The sequence below is a fragment of the uncultured Bacteroides sp. genome, from assembly GCF_910585845.1.
Classification (GTDB): Bacteria; Bacteroidota; Bacteroidia; order Bacteroidales; family Bacteroidaceae; genus Bacteroides.
This window is the reverse complement of record NZ_CAJUHF010000021.1, coordinates 22,768-39,563: the sequence shown is the minus strand read 5'-3', so window position 1 is coordinate 39,563 and position 16,796 is coordinate 22,768. Positions and strand designations below refer to the sequence as shown.

Below are 16,796 nucleotides of genomic sequence, written 5' to 3'. Positions count from 1 at the left end.
AAACTCAAGAACTCGAAAACTCAGAAACTCACATAGTTTTCCTTGCCGACTATAACGCGTCGAAAAAAACGGCATTTAACATCGGTTGACGTTACGGGGCCGGATTGTTAAAATGGCCCGCTTCATCGCCGCCGAACAGAACAACGGCGAAGTGGATGAGAATCCTTTCGGATAACGCTTGCGGAGGCTGACTCAAAGGGGGATACCGCTCTCCTCGCAGAGCGCCACTGCTCTCTTTTCAGAGCCTCACCGTTTTTCTTTCAGAGCGTCACTGCTGACGGGGCGGTATCCCTCTAAAAAAACAGGGAGGGGATGTGCAGGAACTAATCCTGTCACACCCCCTCCCTTCTGGTTATGAGGGAAACATCCCCGCCTCTCAATCCATGTGGAACACTTCCGGCAGAGGTATGGTCACCGGCGAATTGTCTGGATTCACTTCCATGATGTCCGCCATATAGTCCCACCATTTCTGTACGATAGGATTGGCGCCCATATCCTGTGACGACTCTTCGCCTTTCGTCTTTTGGCATGCGAAGAGGATGTTGGTGTCTTTGTCCCAGTAGATGGAGTAGTCGTAGACTCCGCCGTCGGACAACATCTTCTTCAGTTCGGGCCAGATGGCCGCATGTCTTTTTTCGTATTCCTTTTCGAAGCCCGGCTTCAGGAACATCTTAAATGCTTCTCTTTTCATGATACGTTATGTTAAAGGTTGAGTTTCGCAATATTAAAAGCTAAGTTTCGCAATATTAAAAGCTAAGTTTCGCAATATCAAAGGTTAAGCTTCACAATATTAAAAGCTAAGTTTCTCAATATTGAAGGTTAAACTTCTCAATATTGAAGGTTAACCTTCGCAAGCGGAACTTGGGTGTAACTTGAGTTATTGATTGTCGGAATCCGTCACGCTGAAGATAGGCTCCGTAGTCTTCTGCTCGGTAGAGTAGTACTGGATGGCGCTGTCGTTCATCTTCGGATGCTGCTGGTTCAGCAGGTTGATCATCTCAGCCCCAGCCCAAATGACAGGCCCGTACCCGTGTGCAGCATACACGTTGATTGGACGGTAGTAGTAGAATGCCGGGTCGAACGCCATGCCCGTACCCACGCAAGTGCCTTCCACCTGTCCTTCCGCATTGATCTGCGTGGACACGGCGTGCCAGCCCAGCTGTGCCACCGGACCGTAGGCAAGCGCATCCAGCCAACCCTTGTTGATGCCGTGAGCCAAGCAATAGACATAGATGGCGGTGGCAGAGGTCTCCAGATAAGAATCGTTACGGTCGAGCAACTGGTGCCAGAAACCCTCTCCGCTTTGGCAGGCAGCCAGCCCGCGCACGTGTTCGCGGTAGAGACCCATCAGTTTCTCACGCTGGGGATGGTTTTCGGGCATGACGTCCAGCACCTCGGTCATGGTGAGCAACGCCCAACCGTTGGCACGTCCCCAGTGAAGAGCCGGATGGTCCTGCATGCTCTCCACCCAGCCGTGGCGGAACAGCTTCTTCTCCGGAACCCACATCCGCTCTGCAAACTGGAATACCTGACGGATAGCCTCGGCCAGATACTTCTGCCGGTTCTCCTTTGCCAACTGAGAATACCACGCAACGGGAGGAATCCCCATAAACATGTCGTCCAGCCACAGCGTGTTGAACTGAGGGCGTTTGCGGGCAAAGGTGCCGTCGGCAAGACGGTATTCCTTGTTCAGGATGAAGTCCAGGTAGTTGTCTATCAAGGGGTAGAGGTTGAGGGAGTTGTCCTGTATCTGTGCCTTGATCATGGCGGCGCAGACTGCTCCGGCATCGTCGAGGGCGTGCGGGGTCAGGATCTGTTTCATCTGCGGGTCTATCTTGCCGCTCTTCTCGAACATTTCGCGGAAGTAAGGAGCCACTTCCACCAGAAATTTGAAACGGTCCGTCACATACTTCCTGTAGGCGGCGTCTCCAGTGGCCTCGGCAGCCGCCAGCATGGCCGAATAGGTGACGCCCCACTCATAGCTTGCCAGGCGGAAAGCGCCGCGCTCCAGTTGCGCGTCGTCGGGCATGTTCTTGTAGTCGGTGACCTGTTTTCCCGTCTTCTCGCTCACCACGCGCGTGGGGGTGTTCTTTTCCAGGTAGTGCAGGACGCGGTCGATGTCTTTTTTCACTTCGTCGGTAGAGAGTGCCTTGTAGGGCACCTTGTAGGCGGGTTGCAGGAGGTGCAACGGGGTGTTCGAATCGTTTATGACTTCTTTCTTCTTTTGGGCATAAACGCTGATGCCCGTCAGTAGCAGGGCACCTGTGATGCAGAGTGTTTTGATGTTCATATTTTTTTTAATGTTTTTGGGCTGCCGATGTGTTGTTCGGCAGCCGGATTATTGTCTTTTTGTTTGAGTCTCGCCAGCGGATACTTTGAGTCTCGCCAGCGAAACTTGAATCATTTAAAGGTATATCCCCTGAATTTCCCCTTCAGGTCCGGACCGAAATAGAATCCGGGCTGTGTGGGCTGGTTGTATGCCACGTTCTGCGTGGCGATGCTGATGCGGTAGACCGGGTCTTCTAGGAACGTGTGGAAGCGGTAGTCGGTCGCTATCGGCGATACATAGAGGCGGAGCGATTGGTTGTCCTCCGAGCGTAGGAGTACCTCCTCGCGCCAGTCGCCGATGAGGTCGCCTTGCAGGCAGGGATTGGCCTTGGTGCCGTTGTTCGATGCGGCTCCGGTGAAGGTGGTCAGCTTGTGGCACGTGCCTGTCTGCCAGTCATATTTGGATATGAAGTTCTTGTCCAGCAGCTCGCGCAGCAAGTCTCCGTCCCACCATACAGCCATGTTGACCGTGAAGGTTTTGATGTTAGGGTTTATCACTTCACCTTTGATGTTGCGCAGTCCCTTCGATTCCCATGACCACATCTCTACACCGAGATTGGTCGGGTCGATGTCTGCCGCCATGCAGCGTCCCACGTCCGTAGGGCTCTTCACCTGGAAGAGCACTTCGCCTGTGGCTGCATCGCGGAAACTTGAGCCGTCTCTTTTGTTCTCGTGGCAGTCCCATACCTGGAATCCCTTCATGTCGGGGGAGAACTTGGTCAGGTGTATGGCGTCGCCGTGTCCCATTTGGGTGGAGTGGAGTCCTTTGCCGTTGTTGTCGATAGCGCAGGAGCCGTAGATGATTTCGTCGCATCCGTCTCCGTCTACATCGGCTACGCGGAGGTTATGGTTGCCCTGTCCGGCATAGGTGCTGTTGCCGGGAGTGTTGCTGTCGAATACCCAGCGCTGTTTCAGCTCCTTCCCGTCCCAGTCGAAGGCGGCGAGTACCGTGCGGGTATAGTATCCGCGGCACATCACTACGCTCGGATGGATGCCATCCAGATAAGCCACTGCCGCCAGGAAACGGTCGCTCCGGTTGGCACGGTCGTCTCCCCAGTCTTCCAGTCTGCCACGCTCGGGGACGTAGTTGATGGTGCTCATTGCCGCACCTGTAAGCCCGTTGAAGACGGTGAGGTATTCGTTGCCTGTCAGGATGCGTCCTTGGTGCTTCACCGGCTTGCCAGGCTCGCGGTAGTCGGCAGTGGCGTCACCAATCACCTTGCCTTGTCCGTCAACGGTACCGTCGGAAGTCTTCATGACAATCTCGGCACGTCCGTCGCCGTCGAAGTCGTAGACCATGAACTGTGTGTAGTGTGCGCCTGCGCGGACGTTCCGTCCCATGTCTATGCGCCACAGTCTCTCGCCCGTCAGGCGGTAGCAGTCGAAGAATACGTTGCCCGTATATCCGTCGTGGGCATTGTCGTGTGCATTGGAGGGATCCCACTTCAGGATGATTTCATATTCCCCATCGCCATCCACGTCGCCGATGGAGGCGTCATTGGGCGTATAGGTGTACTTCTGTCCTGCGGGAGTCGTGCCGTCTGCCGGTACATCCAAGGGGATATTGATATAGCCTATCGGTGCTTGGGCGGGCAAGGTGTAACTGCCCTCTACGTTGCCTGTCTCCACTCCGTCCACTATCGGTCTCACGGTATAGGTTACGGCTTTTTTGCCTTTATAGGTATCGCGGTAGAATGTGCCGGTATGGGCATCCACTTCTGCGAGCTTCTTTCCGTTGCGATAGATGTTGAAAGCGGTGTTCTCCGGATCGGACGAGAGATAACGCCAGGAGACGACCACGTCAGAGGGAGTTTCCCGAATGGCGACTACGCCTCTGCCCAGTTTCTCTTTTTGCAGCTTGGAGTAGTCGTAAGCCGGGGCATTGGCTGCATTGCGGAAGCGGTCGTAAGTGACGTTCTCTTCCACCACATTTTCAGTGTGCTGCACGTTCTTGATGAATTTCGTGACCTCACCCACATGTACGTTCTTGATGGATACGTTTTGGGTAGGCAGTTTGGCATCGCCTTTCAAGTCGTAAATGGCCTCTGTCCGTTCGCAAACGATGTTATTCATATACAGACCGTCGATCTTTGTGATTCGTTCTTCGTAGGTCGGTACCTGGTTTCTCCACTGGTACAGCACGTCTGTGTCCACTTCCATTATGCGCTGCATTTTCCCCGCCTTAACGTTCTCCATGTGGATATTTTCTATGAATCCTCCCCGTCGGTGGTTGGTCTTGGCAAAGAACAGACGGAAGACAGAGTCGGGGGCGGCACAGTCGTGCATGTATACGTTGCGGATTCCGCCTGACATCTCACTCCCGATGCCCAGTAAGGTATGTCCCTTTATGATGTCGCAGTTCCGGATGACGATATTCTCACAAGGCGTTTCCAGACGCCATGCATCTTGGTTGCGTCCGGCTTTGATGACTACGGCGTCGTCTCCTTGGTCAAACTTGCAGTTCTCTACCAGGAAATTGCGGCTCATCTCCAAGTCTACGCCATCGTTATTATGTCCGTGGGCACGCACATCCAGATTGCGTACGATACCCCCATCGCACATGTAAAGGTGAATGGTCCAGAACGGACTTTCGCGGATTTTGAACTGATCCAGCAGTACGTTCTTGCATCGGTTGAAGTGTATCAGATGGGGCCGTAGGTTGTTCTCGCCTTTTGCCATCTGCCTTTCTTCAACAGGGACGTTGGTCGAGGCCATCGTGTATAGCTCGGCCAACGCATTCATGTGTGCTTGTGGGCGTTTGAACCATTTGCGCCATGTGTCCATTATGGGTTGGAGGGTACCGGTTCCGGTGATGGCTATGTTTTCGCAATCCAAAGCATAGACCAGCGGAGAATAGTTGTAACATTCCATACCTTCCCATGAAGTCATGACGGCCGGTAGATAATCTTGCGGATTATCCGTAAACCGCAGTATGGCGTTTTCTGATAAATGCAGATTTACATTGCTTTTGAGGTGGATAGGACCGGTAAGCCATTCTCCGGCAGGAATGACTACCCGTCCGCCACCGGCACGGTTGCAGGCGGCAATGGCACGGGCAATGGCCTTGCTATTGTTGGTCTTCCCGTCGGCTACGGCACCATACTTGTTGATGGGGAAATCACGGGCAGGAAAAACATATTCCTTAATCGGTTCCATCGGAAAGGGCGCACTGACTGTTACTGTCTTATACACTGTCTTATGTTTGGGAGCAGGCATGGCGCCCGACAGCCCAATAACGGCAATCGTAATGGCTGTAATGCTTGTAATGCTTTTTAATGTTTTCAAAAAAGTTATTTTCATGATATTATGTTATTTCATCATTTGCAAAAATAGGGTAAAACCTAATGCGTCTCCATAGAATAATATACAATATACATGGAATTTCGTACAATTTATTCATCCATCGGGATGACTTCCTGCATGTATATGGCATCAAGGCTCCAGAGGGCGGCGTCATTGGTACTTATACTCTTACATTCATCCAACGGAGCCGGAACTACCGGAGGAAACAATGTCGTGATGACGAAGGGTGGGGCAGGTGTGTGCTCCAACCGGGTGAAGAGGTCTGTCCAAGCCTCTTTTGCTATCTGAGGATTGCGGGTGTGGTAGGCTGCATATCCCAACAGGCGCGAAATACGGAAACGGTTATGAGATATTTCCCATGCTTTTTGCTTATAACGGACGGCAAGGTCCAGCCATGCACTGTTCCATTCGGGCAGGTTTATCATGCAGAGCATCTCATTCATGATTTCAAATCCTCCCATAATGGTCATCAGGTGGTTGGTGCTTTCCAGCTTAGGGTCGCATTCGGAAGTTATTATGCCCGTAGCCGGATCGAAACCGAGCGCCTTGGGACCCGTAAAAATGCGGTTGGGCAATGCTGCGATGCTTTTCATTCCGGCTATGATTTTATCACGGTAGGCAATGTTGCCGGTACGTTCCCACTCGGTCATCCAATTGCCTGCATAAGCCAGCCAGTCGGGACCGATACGTAGGCGTGCGGGGGCTGTGCATGGATATTCACTTCGAGGTTGCGCCAAACGCATGGGATCGAGGGTGTATAGTTTCTGTTCGGCATCTTTTACTTCGGTCATCAGGTCACCACATCGTTCATCGGTGGTGAGATAGTAATAGAAGCGGTTCCAGGCAGCTTGGCTGATGCGTGCCTCTTTTGCCCCACATCCCCAGTGGCTGACATTGTGACGGCTACCCAAACCGGCATTGGGACCAATATGGTATACGTCTACCTCGGCCGTATGGCGGGTCATGGCTTCTGCCATACGCCAGATATCTGCATCTCCTGTACGGAGAAAGTTGTACCAAAGCCACATATTGGATGCTAATTCTGTATTGTCCCAAGCAAATCCACCGATATCATAGCGCCATGTGTGGCGGATAGGGTCGTATGCATGCATGACATCGCCATAGTTCCAGAACCCGTACCATTTGTTTTGTTCGATAGCTTTGTTGTAGAAATTAATATAGGCATCCAGCCTGTCTTCTACGCGGGTACGGAATGGAGTACTACGGTCGGGGAGGCTCCATACACCAAAAGCTTGTTTGGCATGCAGGTAATCGGGAGTAGGCATTAATATGCCTGGGATGGAGAACTGTTTGGCACAATCGGCAAATGCTTCTTTTCCGCTGTATCCTCCTTGTGGGATTAATGTCAGCGTAGTGGTACGGGCAATGCCGTAGGGAGTACTCATGCCTTCCTGAACATCTTCGTAGCTGGCATTTAAGTCGTGTGCCACATTATCGTAGTGTCTTAAGTCCATCGGCTCGGCATCGGGACTCCAGAGCCAAGCGGTGAGGGAGGCTGTCGGAGTTTTGGTTTCAGAGATTTCGATGGAAGAAGGATAAGATTGCCAGAAGTCATGCAGACAGATACCTAATCCGCCCGTAATGTCACCGGCAAAGGCATAGCCATTGCTGCGTGTACCTGAAAAAGTTCCTATCCAAGGATTGTTGTCATTAGCACGTTTACGAATAGAAAATGCGTCTGCTGTGAGTTGCGACAAGCGATAACTGTTCCATGATGCCCAGTTGTCGAGTAAGGAACGATTTTTCTCGTCGAATGCTTCATAAGGTGGTATACGCTTGCCTTCCATCTGTTGCTGTTGCAGTGACGGTTCCTGAACGTTATTGGTTGCTTTCTTCTGGTTTTCTTTCTGTGCTTCCTTGTATGTTTCTTTTTTCTGTGCTGCTCCCAATGTCAGAATACGGCGTCCTACCAGTGGCTGCACCGGTTCGCTCCACACTCCGCCATCGGCACACGAGAAGGCGACATGGCGGTTGTAGAGTGCTTCGCGCATAGGAACATCGAAACGGACACCTAAAGCGCGGATAAAGTCTTTGTCTTGGTTGTCATCGAATACAAAGCTATGTACCATCTTTATCTGTTCACTGCCGTCATAAAAGTATAGGCGAACAATAAAAGGTAACCATTCGCGTCCATCTTGACTCTTGTGTACGCCTTCCAGTTTTACAAGAGTGCGTATTGTGCCTGAACGTTCTACTATAGCGGATTTCAATTCACTGGTATAGTTTGTAAAAGAAACCTGCGTGGTATTTTCTAATATAGGGTCACTTTGGGTATTGCAGATCAGGCGGGCTTTCTCGCCGACTTTTATACCTTTATATAATAGACTATCTATTAGAAATTCTCCTTGTCGTGGGATGTAAGCCATAATCGTTCCTGTTTTTATTCGGATGCTCTGAGGCGTTTCTGTAACGGAAACAGCTGCCTGTCCGGTCGATTTTATTGTTTTAGATTGGGCTTTCTGCTTTTTCCCTGTCTTCTCAATCCATAATTTTTCTGTACCGGCAGGAACCACACCTGCTATTCCGCTCCATTTGACAGAACCATCTTGCCAGTATGCCAGTGGCCAACTATCAATCGGGATATTCTTATTATCAGCCGTTTTTAATGCTAAAAGGTTTTCGGGAAATACCTCTCCTTTATTGAAAGGTACGCCAAAACTTACAGGTTTATCTTGTCCGGGAGTATCGCCAATCCATTGCAAAGGAACGGCAGAGATATCCTGTGACGAACACTCATAATGAAAATTGGCAATACGGGTACGCGACAAGGTGGTCCGGAAGCCGAACCATCCTTCTGTCAGAGGTTCGGCATCCTTGAAGTCCACCAGACGTTCGCCGTCTATATAATAACTAACCCTATTGTTCTCGTTTGTAATCTTGATGTGATACCAATGGTTCGGTTTCAACAGGTGCTCGGCATCGGTATATTCCCTTAAGATGGTGGGGCGGGCTTGAGGGTCGGTAATACCTGCCTCATTGCCGTCGTAACGGCGGAAGCGTGTTGTCGTATTATGATTGCCGCCATATCCCAGATAATAAAGTTGCAAGGAATAACAATTCAGAAATATTCCGCTACGCCACTTCTCACGTTTCCATAGGTTATCGGGATATTGGGGGTCAGAAGCCATCCAGAAACAGTTTAAGTCGCTGGTACGGTCTCCTTCACCTTCGTTGACTACACAGGCATCATATTCGATAGTCACTTTACCGCTCATTTTCTCCTTTCTCCAGAGAGTCAGTCCTTTGGGAGATACAATTTCGGCTGTATCTCCTTGAAATATTACCTTATAATCGGGAGATTCCGATTCAACTTTCCAGTATTTATTAAACTGGCGGGCATTCAAACCGGAAACTTTATTATCCTGCGCTTTTGAAGTAAGGACAGCTGACAGGAACAAGAATAGAAATAGTTTTTTCATATCATATTGTTTTAGTTCTATCACAGAAAAGATAGTTTCTTCGTGTCTTTTGGAGCTTCTGTGATAATTTGAATTTGTTGGCGGAATTAATCCTTTTGGGTGTATTGATGCTAACGCACTTTCATACTGGTATGAATTAATTCTGCCAACAAATGTGTTTATTCTTATTTCAAGAAGTCTTTTAGTGTACAGTCGGTAGCTTTTAGCCCTTCTACAATACTTTGAGCATTCATACGGGCACCTTTCAGAGAGGTGTGAGTGTGGTCACGATTGAAAAATTCTCCTACCGTACGCAAACCTTGGTTGTAGCCTATATCTTGAAGTTTGTCTCCTGATATTTTATTCAAATCGATAAAATAGGCTCCGGTTGCTTTGGCTGCTTCGTGTGTCCATTTGCCAAAAGAATTGGTGTTGCGTTCTATCTGACCACCATCAAACTTATTGCGGGGGGTATGACTCAAGACGATAGGAATAGCTCCCTTTTCTTTCGCATCCATGATGAACTTACGTAGATACCAGTCGAAAGAGTAGATAACCTGATAATTACCGGTTTTCTCCATTTTGAAGACTTTGCTCTCGTTTCCCGAGCCAGGCAATTCTGCACGTGCTTTTCCTGTGTTTATTTCGCCTGCGTCATTGTGTCCGAACTGGATCAACACAAAATCGCCCGGTTGAAGTGCATTGTATATCTTGTCCCAACGTCCTTCATCTAAATAAGTACGTGCGCTGCGGCCTGCTTTCGCATGGTTCTCTACTGAGATCTTGTCTGTATCAAACAGTTCATGGATCACGCTTCCCCATCCCCACATGCCATTTTCATCCTTGTCTTCGTTCTTCACAGTACTGTCTCCTACGGTGAACAATACCGGACAACCTTTCTTGCGGGTAGCTCCTGTAACGGTATCTTTTTCTACCGGTTTCAGATAGCGTGCCAATTCCAAGCCTTTATAGTTGCGGATGCCTTCAGCTGCTGATTCGGCATTGACGCGTGCACCGAAGGCACTGGTGTGGATGCGGTCCAGATAGAACAGGTATTTTACTTTCTCTTTGCCGAATTTCTCAAACTTACATGCTGAAATCTCATTCAAATCAATGAAGGGTACTCTGGCTTTTTTTGCCACTTGCTTGGCCCATAAACCGAATGTCTGGTTCACACGGGTTACGATTGTGCTGTCCGCATCGTCCCAAGCATTACGAGGGGTCAGAGACATCAAAATCGGGTGGGCACCCTTCTTCTTGACATCATTGATGAAACGGCGCATATATTCTCCGTAGGTATATACGGTTTCTTTGACGCCTGTTTCTTTAATGGTCACATTCAGGCTATCTTTTCCGATACCGGGGATGGAAGCGCGGGCACGGCCGCTGTCGTATGGACCATTATCGTTATGTCCCAATTCGATGATAACCCAGTCTCCTTTGCGTATGCCTTTCAGCACATCAGGCCATAGCCGATTATAGAAAGTGCGGCTGCTGGTGCCTCCCAGTGCATGGTTCTCTACCGTTATTCTGTTTTCATCAAAATATTCGTGTGCAAAATATCCCCATCCCCATTGACCGTTGTTTCCGTTGCCTAATGTGCCGGTACGCATGGTTGAGTTTCCAACGAGAAACAATACAGGGTTATCGCCTTTACGGCTTGAACCTGAGACGGGGCGGGCAGAACGCGCCACATTTAAACTATCAAGTGTGTTGTCTATTACTTGATTTACATCTTTCATCGGGTTAGCTATCTGATTCTGGGCATAGATGTCAAGTCCTATTCCGGCAGCTAACAAAAAGCATAAACAAAGTTTATTTCCTTTCATGACATTTATAGTATTTTTCTTTATCGTTATCAAATCTTCTACAAAATTAAGGCGAACAAATGGACAGGCAAATAGAATATTATCCATTTCCCTGTCTATTCGTACAGTCAAGGTACATATATACGCTTCTGAGGGATAGCAAGGCTAAAAACTGCTATGTGGCGGCTGGTTATATGCCACATTCTGCCATGCTATCGCCAATCTGTATTGACGGTCATTCATCCATGTGATGCGCCTGTCGGCAGCAGGTATTGTTGTAGAATAAATGTGTAGCTCTGTCTGGTCTTCGGAAGCCCAGATAACTTCTTCGCGCCAATCTCCGAGAATGTCGCCCGACAGACACGGATTGCCTTTGGTACCATTGTTGGAAACAACTCCTTCCGCCTTTAATAACAAATCTGTGCTTTCTGTCTTCCAGTTCCATTTGCTGATGGAGACATGATCCAGTAATTCTGCCAAGGGGTCGGCATCCCAGTAGATAGTAAAGTTGCAAGAGTTGGGTTTCTGGTTGCTGATGAACTCTCCAGTGTCTCCTCGCCTCAGGCCACCGACGTTACACCAACATTCCGCACCCTCATAGCGTGGGTCGATATCAGCTGCTACTCCGCGTCCGGCATCCTTGCCTAAGCCGTCTTGCCAGATAATCTCTCCGGTTGCACCATCGAACATGGCTACGGCAGGAGTGCGTTTGACGATGTCATTGTCGCCTTCATTCTCATGTACGCCGAAGACCTGCATGCCTTGACGGGAAGGGATAAAACGTCCGGCATGCAATGCATCTCCATGACGTAAACCAGTAGAAAACAGTCCCTTGCCGTTGTGATCCACGGTCATGGCTCCTACACAGATTTCGTCGCAACCGTCTCCATCAAAATCTGCTACGGTTACACTGTGGTTTCCCATACCCGAATAGGCTTCCCATCCCGGTGTTGCACTGTCGAAAGTCCAAATATGTCTCAATGAGCCGTTGGTAAAGGTCCATGCAGCAACAACGGTTCTTCCATACCATCCTCTGACCATGACAGGCGAGGGCGTTTTTCCGTCCAAGAAGGCGACTCCGGCAGTAAAACGGTCGGAGCGGCCTCCTGTATTGTCATTGCCACAATTTCCGCCAATGCCTCCCCAACCGTCTAAAGGATAACGTGTCGGGATATATTCTTTCGTATCCAGCTCTTTTCCAGTACGTCCTTCGAAGACTGTGAGATATTCAGGACCGTTTACTATTTTACCATATGTAGGACTTTGCTTATCCCATGTTCTCCAGTCAGCTTGGGCGTCGCCTATCCGATGCCCGAGTCCGTCTACAGTACCATCTCCCGTTTTGCAGCAGACTTCCGCACAGCCGTCTCCATCGAAATCGAAGACCAAGAAATTGGTCGTAGCGGCTCCAGAGCGTATGTTGGGACCCAGGTCGATGCGCCATAGTCTGGTGCCGTCTATCTTGTAGGCGTCCAAATAGGTGTTACCAGTGAAACCGCGTTGGGGAGGACGTTTGGAATTCGAGGGATACCATTTCAGAATAATCTCATACTCCCCGTCACCGTCCAGATCGCCTACACTGCAATCGTTGGCTGTATAGGTGAATCGTTCGCCGGCTATTTCTCCGTCCTCCGGTTTACTGATGGGAATACTCAGATAGGGGGTACGTTTCTCATCTTTCAAGCGTGTCCACGTAGTCACTTCTCCATTCGTTGCCTTTAAGATCCAACGGTTGTCTACTGTGTAGTCTACTGTGCAGTCCAAGAAATCGGAAGTCTTTTCTATTGGCTTCTTGTTTAGCTTTACTTCCGTACCTCCGTTGGAACTACGGTATAGGTCAAACTGTAAATCGGGAGCATCGGCTAAGGCCATTCGCCAACTGAAATACATTCCGTTTTCTGTAGGAATTCCGATCAGTCCTCTTGAAAGTTTTTCTCCGCTATAAGGTTGGGAGAAAGCGAATAGGCTTCCGACAAGCAGAAGTATATTCATTATAATCCAGTGTTTCATCTGTCAGTATATAAAATTTTATTTGAATGTAGAAATATCTACCATCATCAGGTTCAGCCTCTTTCCATTGGTGAAATGTCCGGATTGGAACAGTACTTTCGTACCGTCAGGACTGAAACTTGGATGGGCGTGGTCGGGCTTCATCTTCGTGTCTGAGACTAACCAATGGCGTTCGCCAGTCTGTACATTGATCAGCCATACATTTCCTCCGAACGTATCTCCTGCCGCCCATCTGTTGTCACGGCTGGCATTGCAATGCCAGAAGCCTCTTCCAATCAGTTGGTTGTCGATCGCTTGACGGTCTTTTTCCATTTCCACTTGACCGATCAGTTCTACATCGTCGGTTCGCAGATTAATGCGTGCAATACCGCTTATTTGTTTGCGGAGGCGTGGTTGGAATCCTAATATGTTGAAATAGACATAATCTTTTGTCGCAAAGGTTTCGTGGGTGACCCAGTCTAATGGTGTTTCCTTGTAGAGGGGCTTGAAAATTGTTCCATCTGCCGTACAGAACCACATACGCTGATGGGCGTCGCCTCCTGTTTCGTTACAGAAGACGATTTCCCCAGGAGTAAAGCGGCTTGCCTGTATATGTCCGGTCTTGAACTCTGTGTCGATCACCTTGGTCACTTCTCCTGTGTTGAGGTTCATCTTGCGGATTCCGCAGAGGGTGGGCTTGATTTTTATAGGCTGATTGCTTTCGGGCAGGAAAGCATTCTTCATCATGCGTTCCTTCTCCTCTTCTGTACCGTCGCGTTCGACGGTGATGTAGGCGTAGTCGTCATTGCAATCTACAGCATATCCTCCCAGTCGTCCCATTTCTGTGGGGAATGTGCCGATGAAGGTCTCATATTGGGCAGGCTTGCCGACCTTTCCTTTGGCTACGTCAGCAAAGAACTTATCCAAGTCCATCACGTACATATTCCAGTCCTCATTCTCTTTGCGGCTGATGAACATACGGTTTGTCTTATTGGCGAGGAAGACGTTACCCAGATTTTTGCCTTCTGTGGCTTGGATGATCTTGCCTGTGGTCATCTCTATGAAATAGATCTGCGTAGGGGTCCATTTCCTTTTCTCTCCATTGGGAAGGACGCTCTCCACCTCTTTGTCGTTTCCGCGACTGGAAGACCTGAACAACAGATATTTTCCGTCTGCTGTCCATATCGGGTCGGTCTGATAAAGAAAACGGTCATGCTTTGTGGTATCGGTCAATATCGTGATGGTATTGCCGGTCGAACTATCTGTATAAGTTTGCATTTCCGATGCTGTGCATTTCCCGAATTGGGCTGATGCCACTTGGCTAAAAGCCGAGAAGAAGGTAATTGCTAAAAAAGTATCTCTCATAGCCTGTCTATTTTTATTTGATACGGCAAATTTATGCGTTACGACAGGAGTTGCAAATAGAAAATAATCCATTTACATGGTGAATTGTACATTTTCCTTGGTAATTGCAATTCAATCCTGTCTGATTAAAAACAAGATTACCCCCGCTATAGCTACTTGTAGCGGAGGTAATCTCTCATTTTGGGGAACTTTTATATGTTCCTCTTTTCCCAATAAACTATTGTTAATCTTGCTTGCTAAGCCGGATAGGCTTTAAACTTTAATATCCATAGTTCTGATAAGCCTTCTTACCTGCTTCATCCAGAAGAACGTTGTTTTCATCTGTATAAAGGTCGATGGTAGCTTGTTTGAAAGGCTTCAACGTATGATAAGGCTGCAAGAAGCCAAGGCCTTTGCGATCAACTAACGCACCGTCGCTGACTTCATTGTCGGCTACCGGCCAGTATTCAGGACCTTGTGGCAGGGTAGAAGCAGTTTTGTCATGGTACAGGATACGCATGTACTGCCATCCGGAGTGGTGCAACCAGTTGTAATATACCATCTCTTCCATGTTAAACTCACGGGCTACCTCGTTCAGAATGTAGTTCTGGAAGCGGTCAGCTTCGCTCAGGCTACCTCCCAAGATGTTCTGTTCAGGATACATTTCTGCCTTTGATGCAGCAGAAGCTCCGTCCCATGCCGCAGCGGTGATTGTCATCTTTGAAGAGCAGTCGGTTGCTACTTCGTATGGGTACTGACGTTCTGCAGTAGTCAGGTTCTCCCTGCCCGGATACAGGCGTGCGATGACTTCTGCACGTTTTTCACCCGGCTTGTAGGCGGCACGCTCACGTACCTTATTAATATCAGCCAAAGCACGTGCATAGTCTCCTTTCAGTCCGTATGCATTGGCACGCATCAGATAAGTTTCAGATACGCGGAACAAAGGCACATCGCGTCCTGAGTTATAGCTGTTGGCTGTCTCACGGTCGGGATCGTCATACTTGCGAGTAGAGGGCTGAAGCTCTTTAGCCATGGCAGTCAGACCACCATGAGCCTTGGTATTCAAGTAATGATTGGAATCTTTTGTTCCACGAGTGGGGCGGTAATAGTATTTATCACCTTTCTTTACCCATGTTGCGAACAGATAGAAAGGTTGTGCTTCTACTTCAAGGCTATCGATAGCTGTTTCTTTGGTGTTCTCCAGATAAGCGAATGCCAAGTCTCCGCTACCCATCTTGTGTTCACCGGCAACAGCCTGGCGTCCACCCCATGACGGACGGTCGTAAGTAGGCAATATATGTTCGTTGAAGAAAGCAGCCTGCTCAGCAGTCCATGTATAAGTTCCGTTCTTAGAATCGTTGTAAGCGTAATAGTCGCCGGCAGGCAAAGCCGTTTCTGCTTCTATGCGGAATGACTTCTCGAAACGGGAATCCACAGTCTTGTCTGCAAAAACATTGAAGCTGAAATCGTTCGGATGAGCTACAGAACTACGTCCGCGATAGCCGTACTGGAACACTTCATTAGGAATACCCCATTGAGCTACCATATAAGCTGTAGAAACGAAATATTGCATACGGTTGGCATAACGGCCGTTACCTCCGTCACCAGTAGGATAGCCATATACGCAAGATAATACGATTTCAGGACTGTTTTCACCACTGAAGTCTCCCTTCTCATGCTTGAAGATCAATCCATAATCATCGTTCAGTCTATAACTTCCATCCTGATCCAATACATAGTTTGAGTAGTAGATACAAGAGTCGAGGTCGGCAGTGCCGGTTCCTTTGTACAACATACCCAAATAGGATTTGTCGTTCGTATTGTCGATCGTACCGTTTTCCTTACGTCCGTAGGTACTGTTTCCATATCCTTGACCCATGTGGCGGTAGAGGTACAGTTTGGCAAGGAAATGAGCGGCAGCTCCTTTGGTAGCACGGCCAAATTCGGCTGCTGGCATGTTGCCTGCAGTCGGCAATTTGTCGAAAGCATAACGCAAGTCTCCAATCAGCTGTGCATAGGTTCTTTCTGAAGATTCGCGGGTAAAAGCGAAGTTAGAAGGCATTGCGGCTGTATAGGTACGCGGGAAATAGATATCCCCGTAGAATGTATTCAGCACGAATACGCAGTAAGCACGGTTGAAAAGAGCTTCTGCCTTGGCGCGTGATGCTTCGGCTTCACCGGTATATTTTCCCAATGCTTTTCCTTCATCGATAGTCTGGATCACACGGTTACAGTTGTTGATGGTAGGGTAGTAACCCAGCATGTTTCTTGAGTTTTCTGCAGCCAGACCATCCATGTGGTTTGCCACATTAGCAGTGGAATTCCATGCTGATGCTGAATAGTTGGCGTATGTGACAGTAGCTGCCGTCATATTGTCCAATCCCAGATAGTAGGTCCACGGCCCTTGTTGGTATTGTGAAGCCTGACGCAAGGCATCGTATGTGGCAGTTACCAGCTCTGCGAATCCTTTTTCAGTATTAAAATAATCCTGAGTGATGGTAGCCACCATCTTTTCTTCAAGAAAACTGTCTGAGCAGGAAGCCATCATAAGGCCTGCCAGAGAGAGTGAAATATATTTCTTTAATTTCATAATTTTCAACTGATT

At 48.7% G+C, this 16,796-nt stretch carries 8 protein-coding genes; all 8 read right to left on the bottom strand.

Going from position 1 to position 16,796, the window contains the following annotated elements:
• Positions 1 to 376: 376 nt before the first annotated feature.
• Entirely contained in the window at positions 377 to 691 is a 315-nt protein-coding gene (gene rhaM, locus QZ323_RS07855; protein WP_005853508.1) for an L-rhamnose mutarotase, read from the bottom strand.
• A 186-nt stretch (positions 692 to 877) separates the two neighbouring features.
• Positions 878 to 2,290, bottom strand: coding sequence for a glycoside hydrolase family 88 protein (locus QZ323_RS07850; protein WP_294634049.1), 1,413 nt, complete (start codon positions 2,288 to 2,290; stop codon positions 878 to 880).
• A 110-nt stretch (positions 2,291 to 2,400) separates the two neighbouring features.
• Entirely contained in the window at positions 2,401 to 5,628 is a 3,228-nt protein-coding gene (locus tag QZ323_RS14455; RefSeq protein ID WP_363174850.1) for a glycosyl hydrolase family 28 protein, read from the bottom strand.
• Between the two features lie 92 nt (positions 5,629 to 5,720).
• A complete protein-coding gene (locus tag QZ323_RS07835; protein WP_294634048.1) occupies positions 5,721 to 9,071 on the bottom strand; it encodes a DUF6250 domain-containing protein in 3,351 nt (1,116 codons plus the stop codon).
• Positions 9,072 to 9,235: 164 nt separating this feature from the next.
• Positions 9,236 to 10,879 (bottom strand): rhamnogalacturonan acetylesterase, encoded by a 1,644-nt coding sequence (locus tag QZ323_RS07830; RefSeq protein ID WP_294634047.1) that lies wholly within the window; start codon positions 10,877 to 10,879, stop codon positions 9,236 to 9,238.
• 144 nt (positions 10,880 to 11,023) lie between these two features.
• Positions 11,024 to 12,850: a rhamnogalacturonan lyase gene (locus QZ323_RS07825; protein WP_294634046.1), complete on the bottom strand. Its 1,827-nt coding sequence runs from the start codon at positions 12,848 to 12,850 to the stop codon at positions 11,024 to 11,026.
• 36 nt (positions 12,851 to 12,886) lie between these two features.
• Positions 12,887 to 14,212 carry an oligogalacturonide lyase gene (locus QZ323_RS07820; RefSeq protein ID WP_294634045.1) on the bottom strand — a complete coding sequence of 442 codons (1,326 nt, stop codon included), beginning with the start codon at positions 14,210 to 14,212 and terminating at the stop codon, positions 12,887 to 12,889.
• A gap of 259 nt (positions 14,213 to 14,471) precedes the next feature.
• Positions 14,472 to 16,781 (bottom strand): RagB/SusD family nutrient uptake outer membrane protein, encoded by a 2,310-nt coding sequence (locus QZ323_RS07815; RefSeq protein ID WP_294634044.1) that lies wholly within the window; start codon positions 16,779 to 16,781, stop codon positions 14,472 to 14,474.
• Positions 16,782 to 16,796 lie beyond the last annotated feature (15 nt).